The following is a 16,827-nucleotide window of genomic DNA, read 5'->3' as shown; positions in this document are numbered from 1 at the left end:
GGGCCGGCCCACCCCTCGGCCTTGGAGTACGACTCGTCACTGTGGGTGGTGCCGCGGTCCCACTCCTCGCCGGTCGGCCGCCGGTACGCCCCGGCACTCCTCGATCAGCTGCCGGAACTCGTCCTCGTGCATGCCCGCCGGCATGGCGGGAGCCGCCGACAGCACCGGCCGGCCGGCTCGGGACTTAATTCCGTTGCACCGCCGGGTGGGCGCTGCGTAGGCTCGGAGGCGTCACATTCCCGCATGTCTGGAGAAGGCCGTTGCTTGTCTGAGGTCATGAGACACCGCGCCACGCCACACCCGTGTTGTTCCCGGGTTTCTCGGCGTGCGGGCGCGAGTGCGACCTCGGCAGGGCAGCGATCCATGGCTCCCGTGCGGGTTTCTGCTTTCCCGTGACGGCCCTTCTCGCAGCCGCGTCCTCGGTGTCTCCCCGTGTTGTCCCCTTTTCCACGGCAACCACCGGAGGCCCTCCATGGCGCAACCCACCACCTCGATCCTCTGCACCGACCTCGGCTTCGAATGGCCCGACGGCCGCCCCGTGCTGAGCGGTTTCCACCTCGCGGTCGGCCCCGGCCGGACGGGGCTGGTCGGCCTGAACGGCTCCGGCAAGTCCACCCTGCTGCGGCTGATCGCCGGCGAGCTCGCCCCGGCCTCCGGCACCGTCCGGATCGCCGGCGAACTCGGCTACCTGCCACAGGACCTGACGGTCGCCTCCGGCCGGCGGGTGGACGAGACGCTCGGCATCCGCGCCCAGCGCGAAGCCCTGCACGCCATCGAGTCGGGAGACGTCGACGAACGGCACTTCGCCGCCATCGGCGACGACTGGGACGTCGAGGAGCGCGCCCGCGCCACCCTCGACCGCCTCGGCCTGGCGGAGCTGCACCTCGACCGCACCACCGGCGAACTCTCCGGCGGCCAGGCCGTCCTGCTGCACCTCGCCGCCCTGCTGCTGCGCCGACCGGACGTCCTGCTGCTCGACGAGCCGACCAACAACCTGGACGCCCAGGCCCGGGCCCGGCTGTACGACGCGGTGGCCGCCTTCCCGGGCGTGCTGCTGCTGGTCAGCCACGACCGGGAGCTGCTCGACCGGGTCGACCAGATCGCCGACCTGCGGGACGGCGAAGTCACCTGGTACGGCGGCAACTTCAGCGCCTACCAGGAGGCCCTGGCGGCCGAGCAGGAGAACGCCGAACGGACGGTCCGCAACGCCGGGGCCGACGTGAAACGCCAGAAGCGGGATCTGGTCGAGGCCACCCAGCGGCTCGCCAGGTCCGCGGCCTACGGCAAGGCCCGCTCGGTGCGGCGCAACGACCCCAAGGCCCTCGCCGACAAGCTCCAGGGCAAGGGCGAGGAGACCGCCGGCCGGCTGCGCGGCATGCACACCGAACGCCTCAACGAGGCCAAGGAACGGCTCGCCGCCGCCGAGGAGGCGGTGCGGGACGACGCGGAGATCCGCATCGACCTGCCCCGTACCGCCGTCCCCGCCGGGCGCAGCGTCCTGCAGCTCGAACGCGTCCGCCTCGCCCACGGCGGGGTGGTCGACCTGGAGCTGCGCGGCCCCGAACGGGTCGCCCTGATCGGCCGCAACGGCTCCGGCAAGACCACGCTGCTGCGCACCGTCGCGGGCGAACTCGCCCCCGCCGAGGGCATGATCACCACGCCGGTGCCGCTGCGGTACCTGCCGCAGCGCCTCGACGTGCTGGACGACGACGCCACCGTCTTCCGGAACGTCAAGGCGTACGCCCCGGCCGCCACGGACAACGACGTCCGGGCCCGGCTGGCCCGGTTCCTGTTCCGCGGCGCGCGGGCCGACCAGCCCGCCGGCACGCTCTCCGGCGGCGAGCGCTTCCGGGCCACGCTGGCCGCTCTGCTGCTGGCCGACCCGCCGCCGCAGCTGCTGCTGCTCGACGAGCCGACCAACAACCTGGATCTGGCCAGCGTCCGCCAGCTCACGCAGGCCCTCGCGGGCTACCGGGGCACGCTGATCGTCGCCAGCCACGACTACCCGTTCCTGCGGGAGATCGGCATCACCCGCTGGCTGGAGTGGGACGGGGGTGAGCTCCACGCGGTGGATCCGCGCTGAGCCGCTGCGCGGGGCGTCAGGCCTTGGTGACGGTCACGTCGTCGCACCAGCCGTAGCCGCTGCCGCTGCGCGCATAGCAGTAGATGCGCGCGGTGGCAGCGGTCGGGCCGGTGGTGAAGACGGCCGTGCCCTGGCTCCAGTCGGTCGTGGTGAAGGCCGCGCGGTTGCTGGAGCCGGCGGTGTCCAGCTGCACGCCGCCGTAGTACGTCCACGGGGCGAGCGTCCCGGCCTCGAAGCCGTCGTGCACGTACACGTCGTCCACCAGGTAGTGGGTGCCGACGCCGCTCGGCAGGTCGGCGATCTCCACCAGCAGGCCGTTGCGCTCCCGCTTGGTCGCGGCGGTGTCCCGGAAGGTGATCTCCAGGTCGCGGATCTCCCACTGCTCCACGTTGAAGAGGTGGACGGCCGCGTTCCGGCTGCTCGCCGGGTCACCGGCCACCACCGGGCGGGCGGTGCCGGTACCGTAGCCCGCCAGGATGATCGGCGCGCCTGCCGTACCGGATCCCTGCGGCTGCAGGGTGCCGGTGCAGGTCGCGCCGCGCTTGAGCAGCAACTGGTCACCGGGCCGGAAGAGGTGCGCATTGGCGGAGGCGAGGCTGTTCCACGGACCGGCCTGGCTGCCCGAGCCGTCGGTCGGGGCCGAACAGTCCAGGTACCACGCCGTGCCGGAGGCGGCGCTCGCCGTGCCCGCCGGAAGCGCGGGGGTCAGGAGGGCGGCGGCGGCCCATGCCAGTGGCAGGGCACGCCGGAGGGAACGGTGCAGGAGCATCGTGGGGACTCCCGAGAATGGAGGGTCGGATGGGGCGCCCGAGTCCGCACCGTAGGTTGACCATGTGATCGAGTCAATAACTTCAGACCTTTCGATCGAATGCCGATCGAATGATAAAAATTGATCGAACAGGAGTGGTGCCGACCGGCGCCGCGACTGCCACCGCGACCCGATCGGGGCCGCGGCCCGCACCAGGAGAGGACGCCATGACCGTCACGGCAGACGAACGCCGGGCACGGATTCTGCAGGTCGTGCGCGACCTCGGCACCGTCCGGGTGGTCGACCTGGCCACCCGCCTCGGCATCCCCGCGGTCACCGTCCGCCGGGACGTCGCCGCCCTCGCCGACGCCGGCGAACTCGCCCGCTCGCACGGCTCCGTGGCCCTCCCCGACAGCGGCGCGAACGCCCGCCCCGGCCGCCACGACCGGGTCATCGGCATGCTCGTCCCCACCGTCGGCTCCTACTTCGACGAAGTGATCGCCGGCGCCCGCGCCGCCGCCACCGCCGCCGGCGCCCGACTGGTCCTCGGCATCGCCGCCTACGAGGCCCGCGACGACCGCGCCCAGGTCGAACGACTCCTCGAATCCGGCGTCGACGGCCTGCTGCTCACCCCCAACTGGCAGCCCGGCGACCCGCCCCACCACCCCGGCGACCAGCACTGGCTGGCCGAACTCCCCGTCCCCGCCGTCCTGGTGGAACGCAAGGCCGACCCTGGCAGCGCCGCCGCCGAACTCGACGCCGTCGGCTCCGACCACCGCCACGGCGTCCTGCTCGCCCTGCGGCACCTCGCCGGCCTCGGCCACGACACCGTGCTGCTCGCCGCCCGCGCCGACACCTGGACGGCCCACCAGGTCCGCACCGGTTACGCCGAAGCCGTCCCGCTGCTCGGCCTGCGCACCCGCCCCGTCATCGACATGCACCGCCCCGGCGCGCCCACCAACATCCCCGACCCCGAATGGGTCGCGCAGCAGATCGCCGAGGCCACCGCCGACGGCGTCCGCGCCGTCCTGGTCCACAACGACCAGGACGCCATCCAACTCCCGCCCCTGCTGCGCATCCGCGGCCTGCGCGTCCCCGAGGACGTCGCCCTGATCTCCTACGACGACGTCTTCGCCGCCCTCGCCGCGCCCCCGCTCACCGCCGTCGCCCCGCCCAAGAAGTCCGTCGGCGCCGCCGCCCTCGAACTCCTCCTCCGCCGCCTCGACGGCGGCGCCGGCCTCCCCGCCTACCATGTCGAACTCCTCCCCGCCCTTAAGGTCCGCACCTCCTGCGGCGGCGACGGCGGGGCCTGACGCCGACGGCCCCGGGGTCGGGGATTGTGGGTCTGACCTGCTTGGATGTCTCGTATGACTGTTGAACGGGTGGCGTCGGCGCTGCCTTCCCCAGCCGAACTCCGGGACCACTGCCGGACCTTGGCCGTGCTGGAAGCGATCCTGCTGCCCGAGTGGGGAGACCGGTACTTCGGCTACGACGCGCGGTGGAACGTCGAGGCGGGCGAGGAGATGGCCTCGATGCGGGACGGCTCGGGCGACGAGTACTCGATCGTGTTCACCGCGGCCGGGGCATACGTGCGCGGGTTCGCCCACGAGACGGAGATGAGCCCGTACGGCGGCGAGGACCGCGCGGTGTGGCCCGGGGTGCTCGACGACGTCCCGGCGGTGTTCGCCGCGCAGGTCGCCGAACCGGCGTTCAGCGACGAGGACGACGTTCCGGCGGTGACGGCCTGCCTGTGGCGCGAGACCGCCGACGACGCATGGCGGCACGGCGCCATCGAGTTCCCCGCCGGGGACGACCCGGACGGCGCGGACCAGCTGTTCGCCCTGCTGACGGACCGCCGGCCCGAGGCGTACCACGCCCACGCCGAGGAGTACCTGGAGGACGAGATCGACCTGGCCGCCGTCCGGGCGGTCTTCGCCGGCGAACCGCTGACGGACGAACTGGTCGCCGCCCTCAACCCCGAACTCACCCTTGCGGACCTCGCGGAGGACCTGGCGGAGATCGGTCGCCCGTAGGAGCGTGCGATGTCCGATACCCGCCAGCGGACCGGCTCGCGGGCGTCCAGAATCGGGGCCCATGACCACGCACTCGCAGGGAATCCGGATCGAGCACCGCGGCGCTGTCCCGCAGGTCCACCCCACCGCCTACGTCGCACCGACCGCCACGCTCGTCGGCGACGTCCGGATCGGTCCCCGCGCGCGGGTGATGTACGGGGCCGTGCTGGACGCGGAGGGCTCGTACGTCGAGGTCGGGGAGGCGACGGTGGTGTGCGAGAACGCCGTCCTGCGGGCCTCCGCCGTCGCCGCCGATCAGCCGGTCAGAGTGGCCGACCATGTGTTCGTCGGTCCGCATGCCACGTTGCTGGGGTGCACCGTCCGGCGTGCCTCGTACCTGGCCACGTCGGTCAGCGTGCTGCAGGAGGCCCGGGTCGGGGCCGGTTCGGTGGTGGCCGTCGCCGCGCTGGTCCATGCCCGGACGGTGCTGCCGGACGAGTACTTCGTCCCCCCGTACATGCTCGCCATCGGCGACCCGGTGCAGCTCCTCGCCCCCGGCGACCCGGCCGTGCCGCAGGCGATCGGCAGGCTCGGGTTCGCGAACACGGCCTTCGGCATCGACGCCTCCTGGACCGACCGGACGGCCCGCCACGAGCGCATCGCCGAGGTCCGGGTGGACGAGTTCGGCGCGCACCTGGACGACCGGCCCGCGTCCGCCTGACGGGCGGTGCTGGTCTCCCACTCCGAGGGCGGGCCGGCGGGGTTCAGCACCAGGGGTTGGTCGGCAGCACCGTCCCGGTACCGCTGTGCGAGGTCAGGCGGGGAGCAGGGCGGTCAGGTGGGCGCGGCCGGCGGCGAGTCGGGGGGCGAGGGGGGCGGCGGCGGGGTGCCAGGGGGCCTCGTACTCCCAGGAGATCCAGCTGTCGGCGGGGAGTTGGGCGAGGCAGGCCGGGAGGGGGAGGACGCCGGCGCCGAGGGGGAGCGGGGTGAGGTCGGCGGGGGAGGCGACGTCCTTCACCTGGACGTAGCCGAGGCGGGGGGCGAGGAAGCGGAAGGAGTCGGCCGGGGGCTCGCCGGCCAGCCAGGTGTGCATGACGTCCCAGAGCGCGCCGACGGACGGGTGCGGGGCGGCGGCGAGGAGTTCGGCGAGGGCGGCCCCGGAGCGGTGGGAGTCGTGCGTCTCGACCAGCATCGTGACGCCCAAGTCGGCCGATGTGTCGGCGAGTCGGAGCAGGCGGTGGGCGGCTGTGCGGGTGCCCTCGGCGGGGTTGTCGCCGCCGCGGGGGAAGACGCGGACGTACGCGGCGCCCAGGTCGGCGGCGAGGTGGAGGTGGGCGAGCAGCTCGGCGAGGACGGGGGCGTCCGGGCCGGGCTCGGCGATGCCGACGTACGAGGCGACGGTGAGCGGGGTGACGGACGCGGCGGTGAACTGCCGTGCGGCGGCGCGGCGTTCGGCGGAGGTCAGGCCGGTGTGGACGGGCTCGCCGGGGGCGGCGCGGAGTTCCAGGCCCTGCCAGCCGTGGTCGGCGGCGAGGGCGAGGACGGCGTCGAGGGGGTGGCCGGGGAGACCGAGGGTCGAGAAGGCGAGGGGCACGGCGGGGTCCTTGTTCGTGCGCCCACCCGCCCGCCCGCGAGGGGGCGGGCGAGCGGCGCGGGTGGGCAGTGGGCGGGGCGTCAGCCGGCCGAGGGCAGCGCGCGGCTCGTGCTCGTCCCGTCCGGCCAGGTGACGGTGACCGTGTCGTCGGTGAGGGTGAACGCGAGGGCCGTGAGCGGCGGCAGCGCAGCGGGGTCGGCGGTGAGGCGGGCGGCGGCGGCGAAGGTCGCGGTGGGGGTGGTGCGGAGCGTGCCGTGCAGGTGGGGGACGGTGGCGGTGGGGCCGAAGGCGGTGCCGGCGGGGACGGTGGCGGCGGCGGTCCAGCCGTGGAGGGCGAGGAGTTCGGTGCGGAGGCGGTCGTCGCCGGTGACGAGGGCGTGTGCTCCGGTCACCCGGGCGTCGGGTGCGGCGCCGGTGACGGCCCAGCCGCCCTCGCGGACGGCGGTGCCGGGCGTCGCGCCGCAGACGCGGTGGACGCGGACTTCGTCGGGTCCGTGGGCGAGCGTCAGGGAGGTGACGGTGACGCCGGGGAGGGCGTCCCCGTCGTGCCGGGGGCGGTGCGCGGACGCGGCCCAGCCGGCGGCGCCGAGACGGCCCGCGCCGAGCGGGGTGATGGGGCCGCGTTCGGTGGGCGAGCCGTCGAGCACGAGGGCGAAGTGGTTGTCGCCGGCGGCGGTGTCGGGGCCGGTGCGGGTGGAGTGGGCGAGCCGGGAGTAGAGCGGGTCGTCGGCCACCGGTGCGTCCGCGGGCTGGTCGTCGCTGCCGTGGTTGTGCAGGCGGACCAGGCCGTCGGCGGCGGTGGACTGGACGAGCCAGCCGGGGGCGGGCAGCGGGGTGACGGCGTCGGCGCTCTCGGCGGGGGAGGGGGTTTCGGGGGCGGTCCAGACGGGGTGGTCGGGGGGCAGGAGCAGGCCGAGGAAGCCGCCGGAGGCCCAGTAGGGGGAGGCGGGTCCGGAGTAGGGCTGGACGATCGGCGGGTAGGGGCCGTGCCAGCCGAGGGTGAGCAGGCCGTTCTCGTCGAGGGCGTCGCGGTCGAGGAAGTAGCGCAGCGCGCCGGAGGCGATCCGCCGGGTGGTGCCGGGGTCGAGCGGGGTGGTGCCGAGCAGGGCGCCGGCCCAGACGGGGCCGGCGGCGGCGAACCGGTAGCTGAGCGAGCGGCCCTGGTGGACGGGTGCGCCGGTGCGGTCGAACAGCCGCGCGTAGTCGGCGAGGTAGGCGTGCAGGCGGGCCCCGTAGCGGTCGGTGAGGGCCGGGTCGGCGGCGAGGTGGGCGTGCAGGGCGGGGTAGAGGTGCAGGGCCCAGCCGTTGTAGTGGTCGATGGCGCGGGGGCGGCCGTCGGTGTACCAGCCGTCGCCGAGATACCAGCGGTCGATGCGCTCGAGGCCGCGGTCGATCGCGGCGTTCGCGGCGTCGGAGTCGATGCCGACCTCGGCGAGGAAGCCGCCGACGGTGAACGGGAACAGCCACCAGTTGTTGTCGACGGGCTGCCGGTGCAGGGCCTGGGCGAGCCAGGCGCCGGCGCGTTCCTGGACGGCGGGGTCGAGGCGGTCCCAGAGCCAGCGGCGGGTCAGGCGCAGGCCGATGGCGACGGAGGCGGCCTCCACCATGGCCTGGCCGCGGTCGGTGACGGCGAGCCAGGAGGTGAGGTCGCCGTCGCCGAGTTCGCGTTCGCCGGTGGGGGTGCGGGTGCCGGCGGCGAGGCCTTCGGCGTAGCGCTCCAGCAGACCGGTGGGGTCGTCGCCGTTCGCGCCGGCGACCCGGATCGCGGCGAGCAGGAAGGTGCGGGCGTACCCCTCCAGGCCGTCGGAGCGGGGGCCGGACCAACTGGGCCGGGTGCCGGGCAGGTTGATCAGGGCGTTGGCCGGCCCGGCGTACGGGCGGACGGCGGCCAGCAGGCGGTCCGCGGCGGTCTCCCAGTGGGCCCGGGTCCAGCCGGTGTACGGGCTGAGCGCGCGGTCTTCCGGCGGGAGGGGGAGCGGGTGCGGCATGGCGGCCTCGGTTCCTGTGGGCGTTCCTGTGTGCGCGGGGCTACACCGGCCGACCCTAGGAAGACCCGATCGCGCCGTCAAGGATCACTGATCGAATGATCTCCTTGATCCGATTGTGACCTCCCGGAAAACGCCGAAAACTCAAGGTGAACGGCGCTCAACAGGGCAGATGCGATTGATCACTGCAGATCATTTGATCCCAATCCCTTGACGTCTGATCGGGGGCCGTCCCAAGATAGCGATCAACCCGGCCCGACCTGCTCAAATCGGGTGATCGGGTACCTACCCGGCGTTTCAAGGACCCCCACAGGAGCCGTGCCATGTCCTCTCCCGCTCTCCACCGCCGCAGAGCCCTCCGTCTCGCCGCCGCCGCCACCGCCACCGTCCTGGGCGTGACCCTGCTCGCCGCGTGCGGCAGCGACGGCGACAAGTCGGCCTCGGCCTCCGACGCGGGCAGCGACGGCAAGCCGGTCTCGATCACGTTCTGGGGCTGGGCCAAGGGCACCAAGGACGTGGTGCAGGCGTTCAACGCCTCCCACCCGAACATCCAGGTCACCTTCGAGGAGATCCCGTCCGGCAACGCCGGCGGCTACGCCAAGATCTCCAACGCGGTGAAGGCCGGCAACGCCCCCGACATCTTCAACGTCGAGTACCCGCAGCTGCCGGACTTCGTCAGCCAGGGCGCGGTGCAGGACATCAGCAAGCTGGTCTCCGCCGACCTCAAGGGCAAGTACCTGCCGCAGTCGATGGAGCTGACCACGCTCGGCGGCTCCACCTGGGCGCTGCCGCTGGACGCCTCCCCGCAGGCCCTGTACTACCGCAAGGACCTCTTCGAGAAGGCCGGGGTCGCCGTCCCGAAGACCTGGGACGAGTTCAAGGGCGCCGCGGCCAAGCTGAAGGCCGCCGACGCCAACACCCGCATCGCCACGTTCTTCCCGGACGACCCGAGCACCTTCGAGGCGATGGTCTGGCAGGCCGGCGCCAAGTGGTTCGGCACCAGCGGCGACAGCTGGAAGGTCGACATGGCCGGCGCCGAGACCAAGAAGGTCGCCGACTACTGGCAGGGCCTGATCACCGACGACCTGATCCGCGTCCAGCCCTCGTTCAGCCAGCAGTGGACCGCCTCGCTGCAGAAGGGCGAGACCGCCGCGTACCTCGGCGCCGCGTGGGGCGGCGGCGTGCTGAAGTCCACCCTCGGCACCGACCCGTCGGAGAACGGCAAGTGGGCGGTCGCCCCGATGCCGAGCTGGGACGGACAGCCCGCCTCCGGCATGCTCGGCGGCACCACCTTCGCCGTCTCCAAGGACAGCAAGAAGGCCAAGGCCGCGGTCGAGTTCGCCACCTGGGCGACCACCACCCCCGAGGGCATCCAGGCCCGCATCGCCTCCGGCTCCTCCTCCGCGTACCCGGCCGACCCCGAGCTGGTCCCGGTCGCCAAGGCCGCGTTCAAGACCGAGTTCTACGGCGGCCAGGACATCTACGCGGTCTACCAGGACGCCGCGAAGGCCATCAAGCCGAACTGGGCCTGGGGCCCGACCATGGGCGCCACCAACAGCTCGATGAAGGACGCCTTCGGCAAGATCGGCCAGGGCACCACCGTGCCGTCCGCCGTCGACACCGCCCAGCAGGCCACCCTCGCCGAGCTGAAGAACCGCGGACTGAAGGTGGCCGGCTGATGTCCGGCACCACTCCCGTCCCGGGCGGCGGCACCTCCGCCGCCGCCCGGGGCGGTTCCGCCGCTGCGGCGGGCGCCCGCAGGCGCCGGGCCCCGTTCGGCGCCCCGGCCGTCCTGCTCGCCCCGTTCCTGGTGCTGTTCACCGCGTGCACGCTGATCCCGATCGGCTACGCCGTCTACCTCAGCCTGTTCAGCGAGCGCCGCTCCGGCCTCGGCTTCGGCGGCACCACCACCCAGGTGTTCACCGGCATCGGCAACTACACCCGGGCGCTCGGCGACGCCGCGTTCCGCGACGGCTTCTGGAACACCGCCCAGTACTGCCTGCTGTACATCCCGCTGATGCTCGGCCTGTCGCTGGCCGTCGCCCTGCTGCTGGACTCCGCGCTGGCCCGCGCCAAGCGGTTCTTCCAGCTCGCGCTGTTCCTGCCGCACGCCGTCCCCGGCATCATCGCCGCCCTGGTGTGGACGTACCTCTACACCCCCGGCATCAGCCCCGTGGTCGACGCGCTCAACTCGGCCGGCGCCCAGGTCGACGTGTTCGGGCACCCGCTGCCCGCGATCGTCAACATCGCGGTCTGGGAGTGGACCGGCTACAACATGGTGATCTTCTACGCCGCGCTGCAGGCCATCCCGCGCGAGGTGCTGGAAGCCGCCGTGGTCGACGGCGCCGGGCCGCTGCGCACCGCGTTCAGCGTGAAGATCCCGCTGATCCGCGCGTCCGTGGTGATGGTCGGACTGTTCACCGTGATCGGCTCGCTCCAGCTGTTCACCGAACCGATGATCCTGCACGACGTCGCCCCCGGCGTGGTCTCCACCTGGACCCCCAACATGTACTCCTACGCCGCCGCGTTCGAACGCAACGACTACGGCCTGGCCGCCGCGTCCTCGGTGCTCCTCGCCCTGGCCGCCGCCGCGCTGTCCGTCGTCGTCACCCGCTTCACCCGCGACCGCGGCGAGAAGCGGACCTCGAAGCCGGCCCGGCAGCGGGCCGAGAAGCGGACGGAGACCGCCCGATGAGCACCCTCACCCCCGTGCGCCCCGCCGCCGACACCGCGAAGCCCGGAAAGCCTCGCCGCCCCTGGACGCTGTCCAAGACCGCCGTCAACGGGGCACTGGCGCTGGCCACCCTGTACACCCTGCTGCCGCTCGGCTGGCTGATCACCGCCTCCGCCAAGAACACCGCCGACCTGATCGGCGGCCGCTCGCTGGGCGCCGACAACTTCCACCTCGGCCAGAACCTGCAGGACCTGGCCACCACCGGCGACGGCATCTACTTCCGCTGGTACCTCAACTCCCTGCTGTACGCCGGGATCGGGGCCCTGCTGTGCGCGCTGATCTGCGTCGGCGCCGGCTACGCGTTCCACGTCTACAGCTTCCGCGGCAAGGAGAAGCTGTTCGGCGTCGTGCTGCTCGGCGTGCTGGTGCCGACCACCGCGCTCGCCCTGCCGATGTACCTGCTGGCCTCCCAGCTGCACATCGTCAACACCTACTGGGCGGTGCTGCTGCCCTCCCTGGTCAACCCGTTCGGGGTGTACCTGGCCCGGGTGTTCTGCGCCGGCTACCTGCCCGGCGAGACCCTGGAGGCCGCCCGGATGGACGGCGCGAGCGAACTGCGGATCTTCTGGTCGATCGGCCTGAAGATGGTCATGCCCGGCTTCGTCACCATCTTCCTGTTCCAGTTCACCGCGATCTGGAACAACTTCTTCCTGCCGCTGGTCATGCTCTCCGACAACCGGCTCTTCCCGGTCAGCCTCGGCCTGTACACCTGGAACGCCCAGACCCACGCCTTCCCCGAGTACTACCCGCTGGTGGTCACCGGTTCGCTGCTCGCCGTCCTGCCGCTGGTCATCGCCTTCGTGGTGCTCCAGCGCCACTGGAAGGCCGGAATGACCGCCGGCAGCGTCAAGTAAACCCCTCCTCCTTTCCACTGCGCCTTCTGGGGAGCCCCGCCATGCCCAACTCCGCGCCCGCCGAGGCACCGCCCTCCGACGCCACTGTCCGGACCCGCCCGCGCGCCCTGCTCGCCATGCACCGCGACCTCGCCGCCCGGCTGATCTCCCCCGACACCATGGCCCGGCTGGTCGAACTCGCCGACCTCGACCCCGAGTTGGTCATCGACGACTTCACCTCCCCGGAGGGTGCGGCCGCCCTCGCCTCCGCCGAGGTCCTCATCAGCAGCTGGGGCTGCCCCCCGCTCACGGACTCCGTCCTGGCCGCCGCACCCCACCTGCGCGCCGTCCTGCACGCCGCCGGCTCCGTCAAGCACCACATCACCGACGCCTGCTGGGACCGCGGCCTCGGCATCACCTCCGCCGCCTGGGCCAACGCCCTGCCGGTCGCCGAATTCACCGTCGCCGCCGTCCTGTTCAGCAACAAGCCGGTGCTGCGCCTGGCCGCCGACTACCGCTCCCGGCGGGCCCCCCACGACTGGCAGGCCGCGTACGCCGCCACCGGCAACTACCGCCGCACCGTCGGCATCGTCGGCGCCTCCCGGATCGGGCGGCGGGTGTTGGAACTGCTCGCGCCCTACGACTTCGAACTCCTGCTGCACGACCCGTATGTGACGCCCACTCAAGCATCCTCACTGGGAGCCGAGTTGGTCTCCATGGACGAACTGTGCGCCCGATCCGACGTGTTGAGCGTGCACGCCCCCGAACTCCCCGAGACCAGGCACCTGGTGGACGCCCGCCGGATCGCCCTGATGCCCGACGGCGCGACCCTGATCAACACCTCCCGCGGCTCCCTGATCGACCAGGACGCCCTCACCGCCGAACTGATCACCGGCCGCATCGACGCCATCCTCGACGTCACCGTCCCCGAGACCCTCCCCGCCGACTCCCCCCTCTACGACCTCCCCAACGTCCTCCTCACCCCCCACATCGCCGGCTCCCTCGGCGGCGAACTCCACCGCATGGCCGCCGCCGCCGCCGACGAACTCGCCCGCTACGTCGACGGATTGCCCTTCGCCCACCCGGTCACCCACGAGGAGATCGCCCGCACGGCCTAGCGCGACAGTCCTCCGTAGCGCGAATGGAAGCAGGCCCCGCCGCCCCGGGAAGAGGGGCAGCGGGGCCCACTGCCGTGTGCGGTCAACGGGCGTCGAGGAGTTCTCCACGCTCGACGGCATCGCGCAGGACGGCCGCGAAGTCCTGGGGTACATCGTGGCGTTCAAGGGCGGCGGCAAGGGCTACACGATCACCCCGGAACAGCGCGCCGCCTACACCGCCGCCCTCGACGAGACCACCGCGCCCCTGATCGGGCAGCGGGCGAGCGAGCACCTGGGCGACTTCCTGCTCGTCAAGTGCTTCTTCTTCCTCGCCCTCATGCGGCCCACCGACCCCGCGCGGCACGACAAGCACATCAAGTGGCAGTACCGCCGCGCCCTTTTCACGAGGGGACTCGATCAGTATGAGTCGTCCGGCACGCCCGACACCGGCGCCTTCCCCACTCTGGAACGGTTCACCGCTGAGCACCGGTAGCCCGATCCCCACCGTCCGCGACCGTGACTACCTGATGGATCATCACAGTGTCGTCTTCAAGGCCATCCAGGGGAAGCGTCCGGTGAGGGGAGACGTCCGAGGTGTAAGACGGTCTGTCTCGCAAAAGCGTGGCAGGGCAGGATCGGGGGCGGTTCTGTTGTCGTTGTTGTTGGAGTGCCTCCATGACGTTCGTCGAGATACCCGGTTCGAAGTCGGTCACCGCGCGGGCGTTGTTCCTGGCGGCGGCCGCGGGCGGGGTGACGGAGCTGGTGCGGCCGTTGGTGTCGGACGATACGGAGGGGTTCGCGGAGGGGCTGCTCGCGCTGGGGTACGAGGTGGCGCGCGGGGCGGGGGAGTGGCGGGTCGGGGGGCGGCCGGCGGGGCCGGGGGTGGACGGGGCGCGGGTGTTCTGTCGGGACGGGGCGACGACGGCGCGGTTCCTGCCGGCGCTGGTCGCCGCGGGGCGGGGGACGTTCCACTTCGACGCGTCGGCGCAGATGCGGCGGCGGCCGCTGGGGCCGTTGACAACGGCGTTGCGGGAGTTGGGCGTTGAGGTGGAGTGTCACGGGGAGGACGGCCACCACCCGTTGAGTGTGCGGACGGACGGGGTGAAGGGCGGGGAGGTGACGCTGGACGCCGGGCTGTCCTCGCAGTACCTGACGGCGTTGCTGCTGCTCGGGCCGCTGACGGAGAACGGGCTGCGGATCCGGGTGACGGATCTGGTCTCCGCGCCGTACGTCGAGATCACGCTCGCGATGATGCGCAGCTTCGGCGTCGAGGTGGAGCGGGAGGGGAACACCTTCCACGTGCCGCCGGGCGGCTACGCGGCGACGCGGTACGCGATCGAGCCGGACGCGTCGACGGCGTCGTACTTCTTCGCGGCGGCCGCGGTGACGGGCCGTGAGGTGACGGTGCGCGGGCTGGGGCGGAACGCGTTGCAGGGCGACCTGCGGTTCGTCGAGGTGCTGGAGAAGCTGGGCGCGAAGGTGGAGGTCGGGGCGGAGGCGACCACGGTGGCCGGCGGCGCGCTGACCGGCGGCACCGTCAACATGCGGGACATCTCCGACACCATGCCGACCCTCGCCGCGATCGCGCCGTTCGCCTCGGGCCCGGTGCGGATCGAGGACGTGTACAACACCCGCGTCAAGGAGTGCGACCGCCTGGACGCCTGCGCGGAGAACCTGCGGCGGCTCGGCATCGACGTGCGGACCGGGCGGGACTGGATCGAGATCCGGCCCGGGACGCCGAAGGCGGCGGAGATCGCCACCCACGGCGACCACCGGATCGTCATGTCGTTCGCGGTCACGGGGCTGCGCACGCCCGGGATCACGTTCGACGACCCCGGGTGCGTGCGCAAGACCTTCCCCGGCTTCCACGAGGCGTTCGCCGCCTGGGCCGGGTAGCCGGCGGCGGGCGGCGGCCGGCAGGTCAGTCCTTCACCGCGCCGCCGAGGCCGGACACCATGTGCCGCTGGACGAGGACGAAGAAGATCAGCACCGGAACGGTCATCAGGGTGGAGGCCGCCATGATGCCGCCCCAGTCGTTCTCGTCCGGCTTGAAGAACACCATCAGGGCCGCCGGCAGGGTCTGGTGGTCGGTGTCCAGGATCAGCGTCTTGGCGAACACGAAGTCGTTCCAGGCGGTGATGAAGGAGAACACGCTGGTCGCCGCGAGGCCGGGCGCGACCAGCGGGAAGAGGATGCGCCACAGGATGGTGAAGCGGCTCGCGCCGTCGATCCGGGCGGCCTCCTCCAGCGACTCGGGGACGGCGGCGACGAAGCCGCGCAGCATCCAGACCGCGAACGGCAGCGAGAAGGCCAGGTTGACCAGCATCAGCGCGCCCAGCGAGGAGAGGCCGAAGCCGGGTGCGACCGTGCCGATGTCGCGCACCAGGAAGAACAGCGGGATGGTGAGCGCCTCGACCGGGACCATCTGCGCGACCAGGAACATGATCAGAATGGTGGTCCTGAACCGGAACTTGAACCGGGACAGCGCGACGGCCGCGAGGAACGCGATCGCGGCCGAGACCACCACCACGACCACGGCGACCGCCATGCTGTTCAGGAAGTACCGCCCGAAGCCCGAAACCCCCAGCGCGTTGCGGAAGTTGTCGAGCGTCGGGGCGAACGTCCAGGGCCGCGGATGCGCGGAGGTGATCTCGCCCTTCGGCTTGAGCGCGGAGAGCACCATCCAGTACAGCGGGAAGACCGTCAGCAGGGCGAGCACGATCGCCAGTACGTTCGCGCCCTGCCTCAGGACGCGGTTGTCACGCTTCACAGTTCCTCCCCGGAGCGACGCAGGCTGCGGATGTACACGGCGGTGACGGCCAGCAGGATCAGCGTCATCAGGACGCCGATCGCCGCGCCGAGGCTGTAGTTCTCCGCGACGAACGCCTTCTGGTAGGCGTACACGTTGAGGACGAGGTTCTGACCGGCGATGCCGCCGCCCCCGGTCATCACATAGATCTGGGTGAAGACCTTGAAGTCCCAGATGATCGACTGGATGACCACGATCACCAGCAGCGGCCGCAGCATCGGCAGCATGATCCTGCGGAAGATCGTGGCGGTGCCGGCGCCGTCCAGGCGGGCGGCCTCCAGGACGGAGTCCGGGATGGCCTGGATGCCCGCGTAGAGGGTGATCATCACGAACGGGAAGCTGTGCCAGACCACGACCACGGCGACCATCGCGAACGCCGACCACTTGTCGTACATCCAGTTGTGGCCCTGGGTGCCCAGGATCTCGTTGACCAGGCCGGAGTTGGTGTCCAGCAGGAACATCCACACCGTGGAGCCGGTCATCGCGGGCGCGGCCCACGCGCCGAGCGCGCCGAACATCAGCAGCAGCCGCGGCCACTTGCCGACCCGGGTCAGCAGCACCGCGCACACCGCGCCCACGGCCAGGGTGGCGACGACGCAGAACGCGGCGAACGCCAGGGTCTGGCCGAGCACCGACCAGAACTGCGCATCGCCCAGCACGTCCGTGTAGTTGGACAGTCCGACGAACTCGGTCGGCACCCCGCCGGACGCCTGCGGCTGGCCGAACTTGAGCACCGACAGCAGGCCCAACTGGTACAGCGGATAGCCGAACAGCGGGATCAGCACCAGCGCGGCCGGCAGCAGCAGCCACAGCGGGACGGGGATTCGGGCGAGCGGCCCGGATCGGCGGCGGCCCTTCGCGGGGGCGCCGCCCGCCGGGCGGACCGGGGAGTCCCCGTGGTCCGCCCGGGCGGTGACGGTCGTGGCAGGCAT

General features: G+C 72.4%; 15 protein-coding genes. 10 read left to right on the top strand and 5 right to left on the bottom strand.

The features are described from left to right. Nucleotides 1–472 precede the first annotated feature (472 nt). Nucleotides 473–2,083, top strand: a complete 1,611-nt coding sequence (locus tag AMK19_RS19485) for an ABC-F family ATP-binding cassette domain-containing protein (RefSeq protein ID WP_073813371.1) — start codon at nucleotides 473–475, stop codon at nucleotides 2,081–2,083. Nucleotides 2,084–2,099: 16 nt separating this feature from the next. Here AMK19_RS19485 and AMK19_RS19480 read toward each other — a convergent pair whose 3' ends face one another. After that, a complete protein-coding gene (locus AMK19_RS19480; protein WP_073813369.1) occupies nucleotides 2,100–2,852 on the bottom strand; it encodes a hypothetical protein in 753 nt (250 codons plus the stop codon). A 206-nt stretch (nucleotides 2,853–3,058) separates the two neighbouring features. On the opposite strand from AMK19_RS19480, the gene AMK19_RS19475 reads away from it, so the two are divergent. The 3 genes from AMK19_RS19475 to AMK19_RS19465 all read left to right on the top strand — a co-directional run bounded on the left by AMK19_RS19475 (nucleotide 3,059) and on the right by AMK19_RS19465 (nucleotide 5,564). After that, nucleotides 3,059–4,144, top strand: coding sequence for a substrate-binding domain-containing protein (locus tag AMK19_RS19475; protein WP_073813367.1), 1,086 nt, complete (start codon nucleotides 3,059–3,061; stop codon nucleotides 4,142–4,144). Nucleotides 4,145–4,198: 54 nt separating this feature from the next. Beyond that, a complete protein-coding gene (locus tag AMK19_RS19470; RefSeq protein ID WP_073813353.1) occupies nucleotides 4,199–4,864 on the top strand; it encodes a hypothetical protein in 666 nt (221 codons plus the stop codon). A 61-nt stretch (nucleotides 4,865–4,925) separates the two neighbouring features. Then, on the top strand, nucleotides 4,926–5,564 hold the full coding sequence (locus AMK19_RS19465; protein WP_073813351.1) for a gamma carbonic anhydrase family protein: 639 nt from the start codon (nucleotides 4,926–4,928) through the stop codon (nucleotides 5,562–5,564). Between the two features lie 93 nt (nucleotides 5,565–5,657). Here the strand turns inward: AMK19_RS19465 and AMK19_RS19460 are convergent, their stop codons facing one another. Further along, nucleotides 5,658–6,437, bottom strand: coding sequence for a sugar phosphate isomerase/epimerase family protein (locus tag AMK19_RS19460; RefSeq protein ID WP_073813349.1), 780 nt, complete (start codon nucleotides 6,435–6,437; stop codon nucleotides 5,658–5,660). Nucleotides 6,438–6,517: 80 nt separating this feature from the next. Further along, nucleotides 6,518–8,425 carry a DUF2264 domain-containing protein gene (locus AMK19_RS19455; protein ID WP_073813347.1) on the bottom strand — a complete coding sequence of 636 codons (1,908 nt, stop codon included), beginning with the start codon at nucleotides 8,423–8,425 and terminating at the stop codon, nucleotides 6,518–6,520. Between the two features lie 320 nt (nucleotides 8,426–8,745). On the opposite strand from AMK19_RS19455, the gene AMK19_RS19450 reads away from it, so the two are divergent. From AMK19_RS19450 to aroA, 6 genes are all read left to right on the top strand, one after another. Continuing rightward, nucleotides 8,746–10,101: an ABC transporter substrate-binding protein gene (locus AMK19_RS19450; protein ID WP_073813345.1), complete on the top strand. Its 1,356-nt coding sequence runs from the start codon at nucleotides 8,746–8,748 to the stop codon at nucleotides 10,099–10,101. After that, nucleotides 10,101–11,117, top strand: coding sequence for a carbohydrate ABC transporter permease (locus tag AMK19_RS19445; protein WP_083647066.1), 1,017 nt, complete (start codon nucleotides 10,101–10,103; stop codon nucleotides 11,115–11,117). Before AMK19_RS19450 ends, AMK19_RS19445 begins: the two co-directional genes overlap by 1 nt. Then, nucleotides 11,114–12,010: a carbohydrate ABC transporter permease gene (locus tag AMK19_RS19440; RefSeq protein ID WP_073813343.1), complete on the top strand. Its 897-nt coding sequence runs from the start codon at nucleotides 11,114–11,116 to the stop codon at nucleotides 12,008–12,010. The genes AMK19_RS19445 and AMK19_RS19440 overlap by 4 nt, the downstream gene beginning before the upstream one ends. Before the next feature lie 41 nt (nucleotides 12,011–12,051). After that, entirely contained in the window at nucleotides 12,052–13,107 is a 1,056-nt protein-coding gene (locus AMK19_RS19435; protein ID WP_198953373.1) for a hydroxyacid dehydrogenase, read from the top strand. Between the two features lie 76 nt (nucleotides 13,108–13,183). Further along, a complete protein-coding gene (locus AMK19_RS19430) occupies nucleotides 13,184–13,579 on the top strand; it encodes a hypothetical protein (RefSeq protein ID WP_198953372.1) in 396 nt (131 codons plus the stop codon). 182 nt (nucleotides 13,580–13,761) lie between these two features. Next, on the top strand, nucleotides 13,762–14,982 hold the full coding sequence (aroA, locus tag AMK19_RS19425) for a 3-phosphoshikimate 1-carboxyvinyltransferase (RefSeq protein ID WP_073813341.1): 1,221 nt from the start codon (nucleotides 13,762–13,764) through the stop codon (nucleotides 14,980–14,982). Between the two features lie 25 nt (nucleotides 14,983–15,007). On the opposite strand, the gene AMK19_RS19420 is transcribed toward aroA, so the two are convergent. Both AMK19_RS19420 and AMK19_RS19415 read right to left on the bottom strand, forming a co-directional pair. After that, the gene (locus tag AMK19_RS19420) at nucleotides 15,008–15,856 is read right to left on the bottom strand and encodes a carbohydrate ABC transporter permease (protein ID WP_073813339.1); all 849 of its coding nucleotides are present in this window, start codon (nucleotides 15,854–15,856) and stop codon (nucleotides 15,008–15,010) included. Next, complete coding sequence (locus AMK19_RS19415; protein WP_073813337.1) at nucleotides 15,853–16,827, bottom strand: carbohydrate ABC transporter permease; 975 nt, start codon at nucleotides 16,825–16,827, stop codon at nucleotides 15,853–15,855. Before AMK19_RS19415 ends, AMK19_RS19420 begins: the two co-directional genes overlap by 4 nt.

It is taken from the genome of Kitasatospora sp. CB01950, from assembly GCF_001905465.1.
Classification (GTDB): Bacteria; Actinomycetota; Actinomycetes; order Streptomycetales; family Streptomycetaceae; genus Kitasatospora.
Note: the sequence above shows the minus strand (reverse complement) of the source record. Positions and strands in the feature narration are given on the sequence as shown.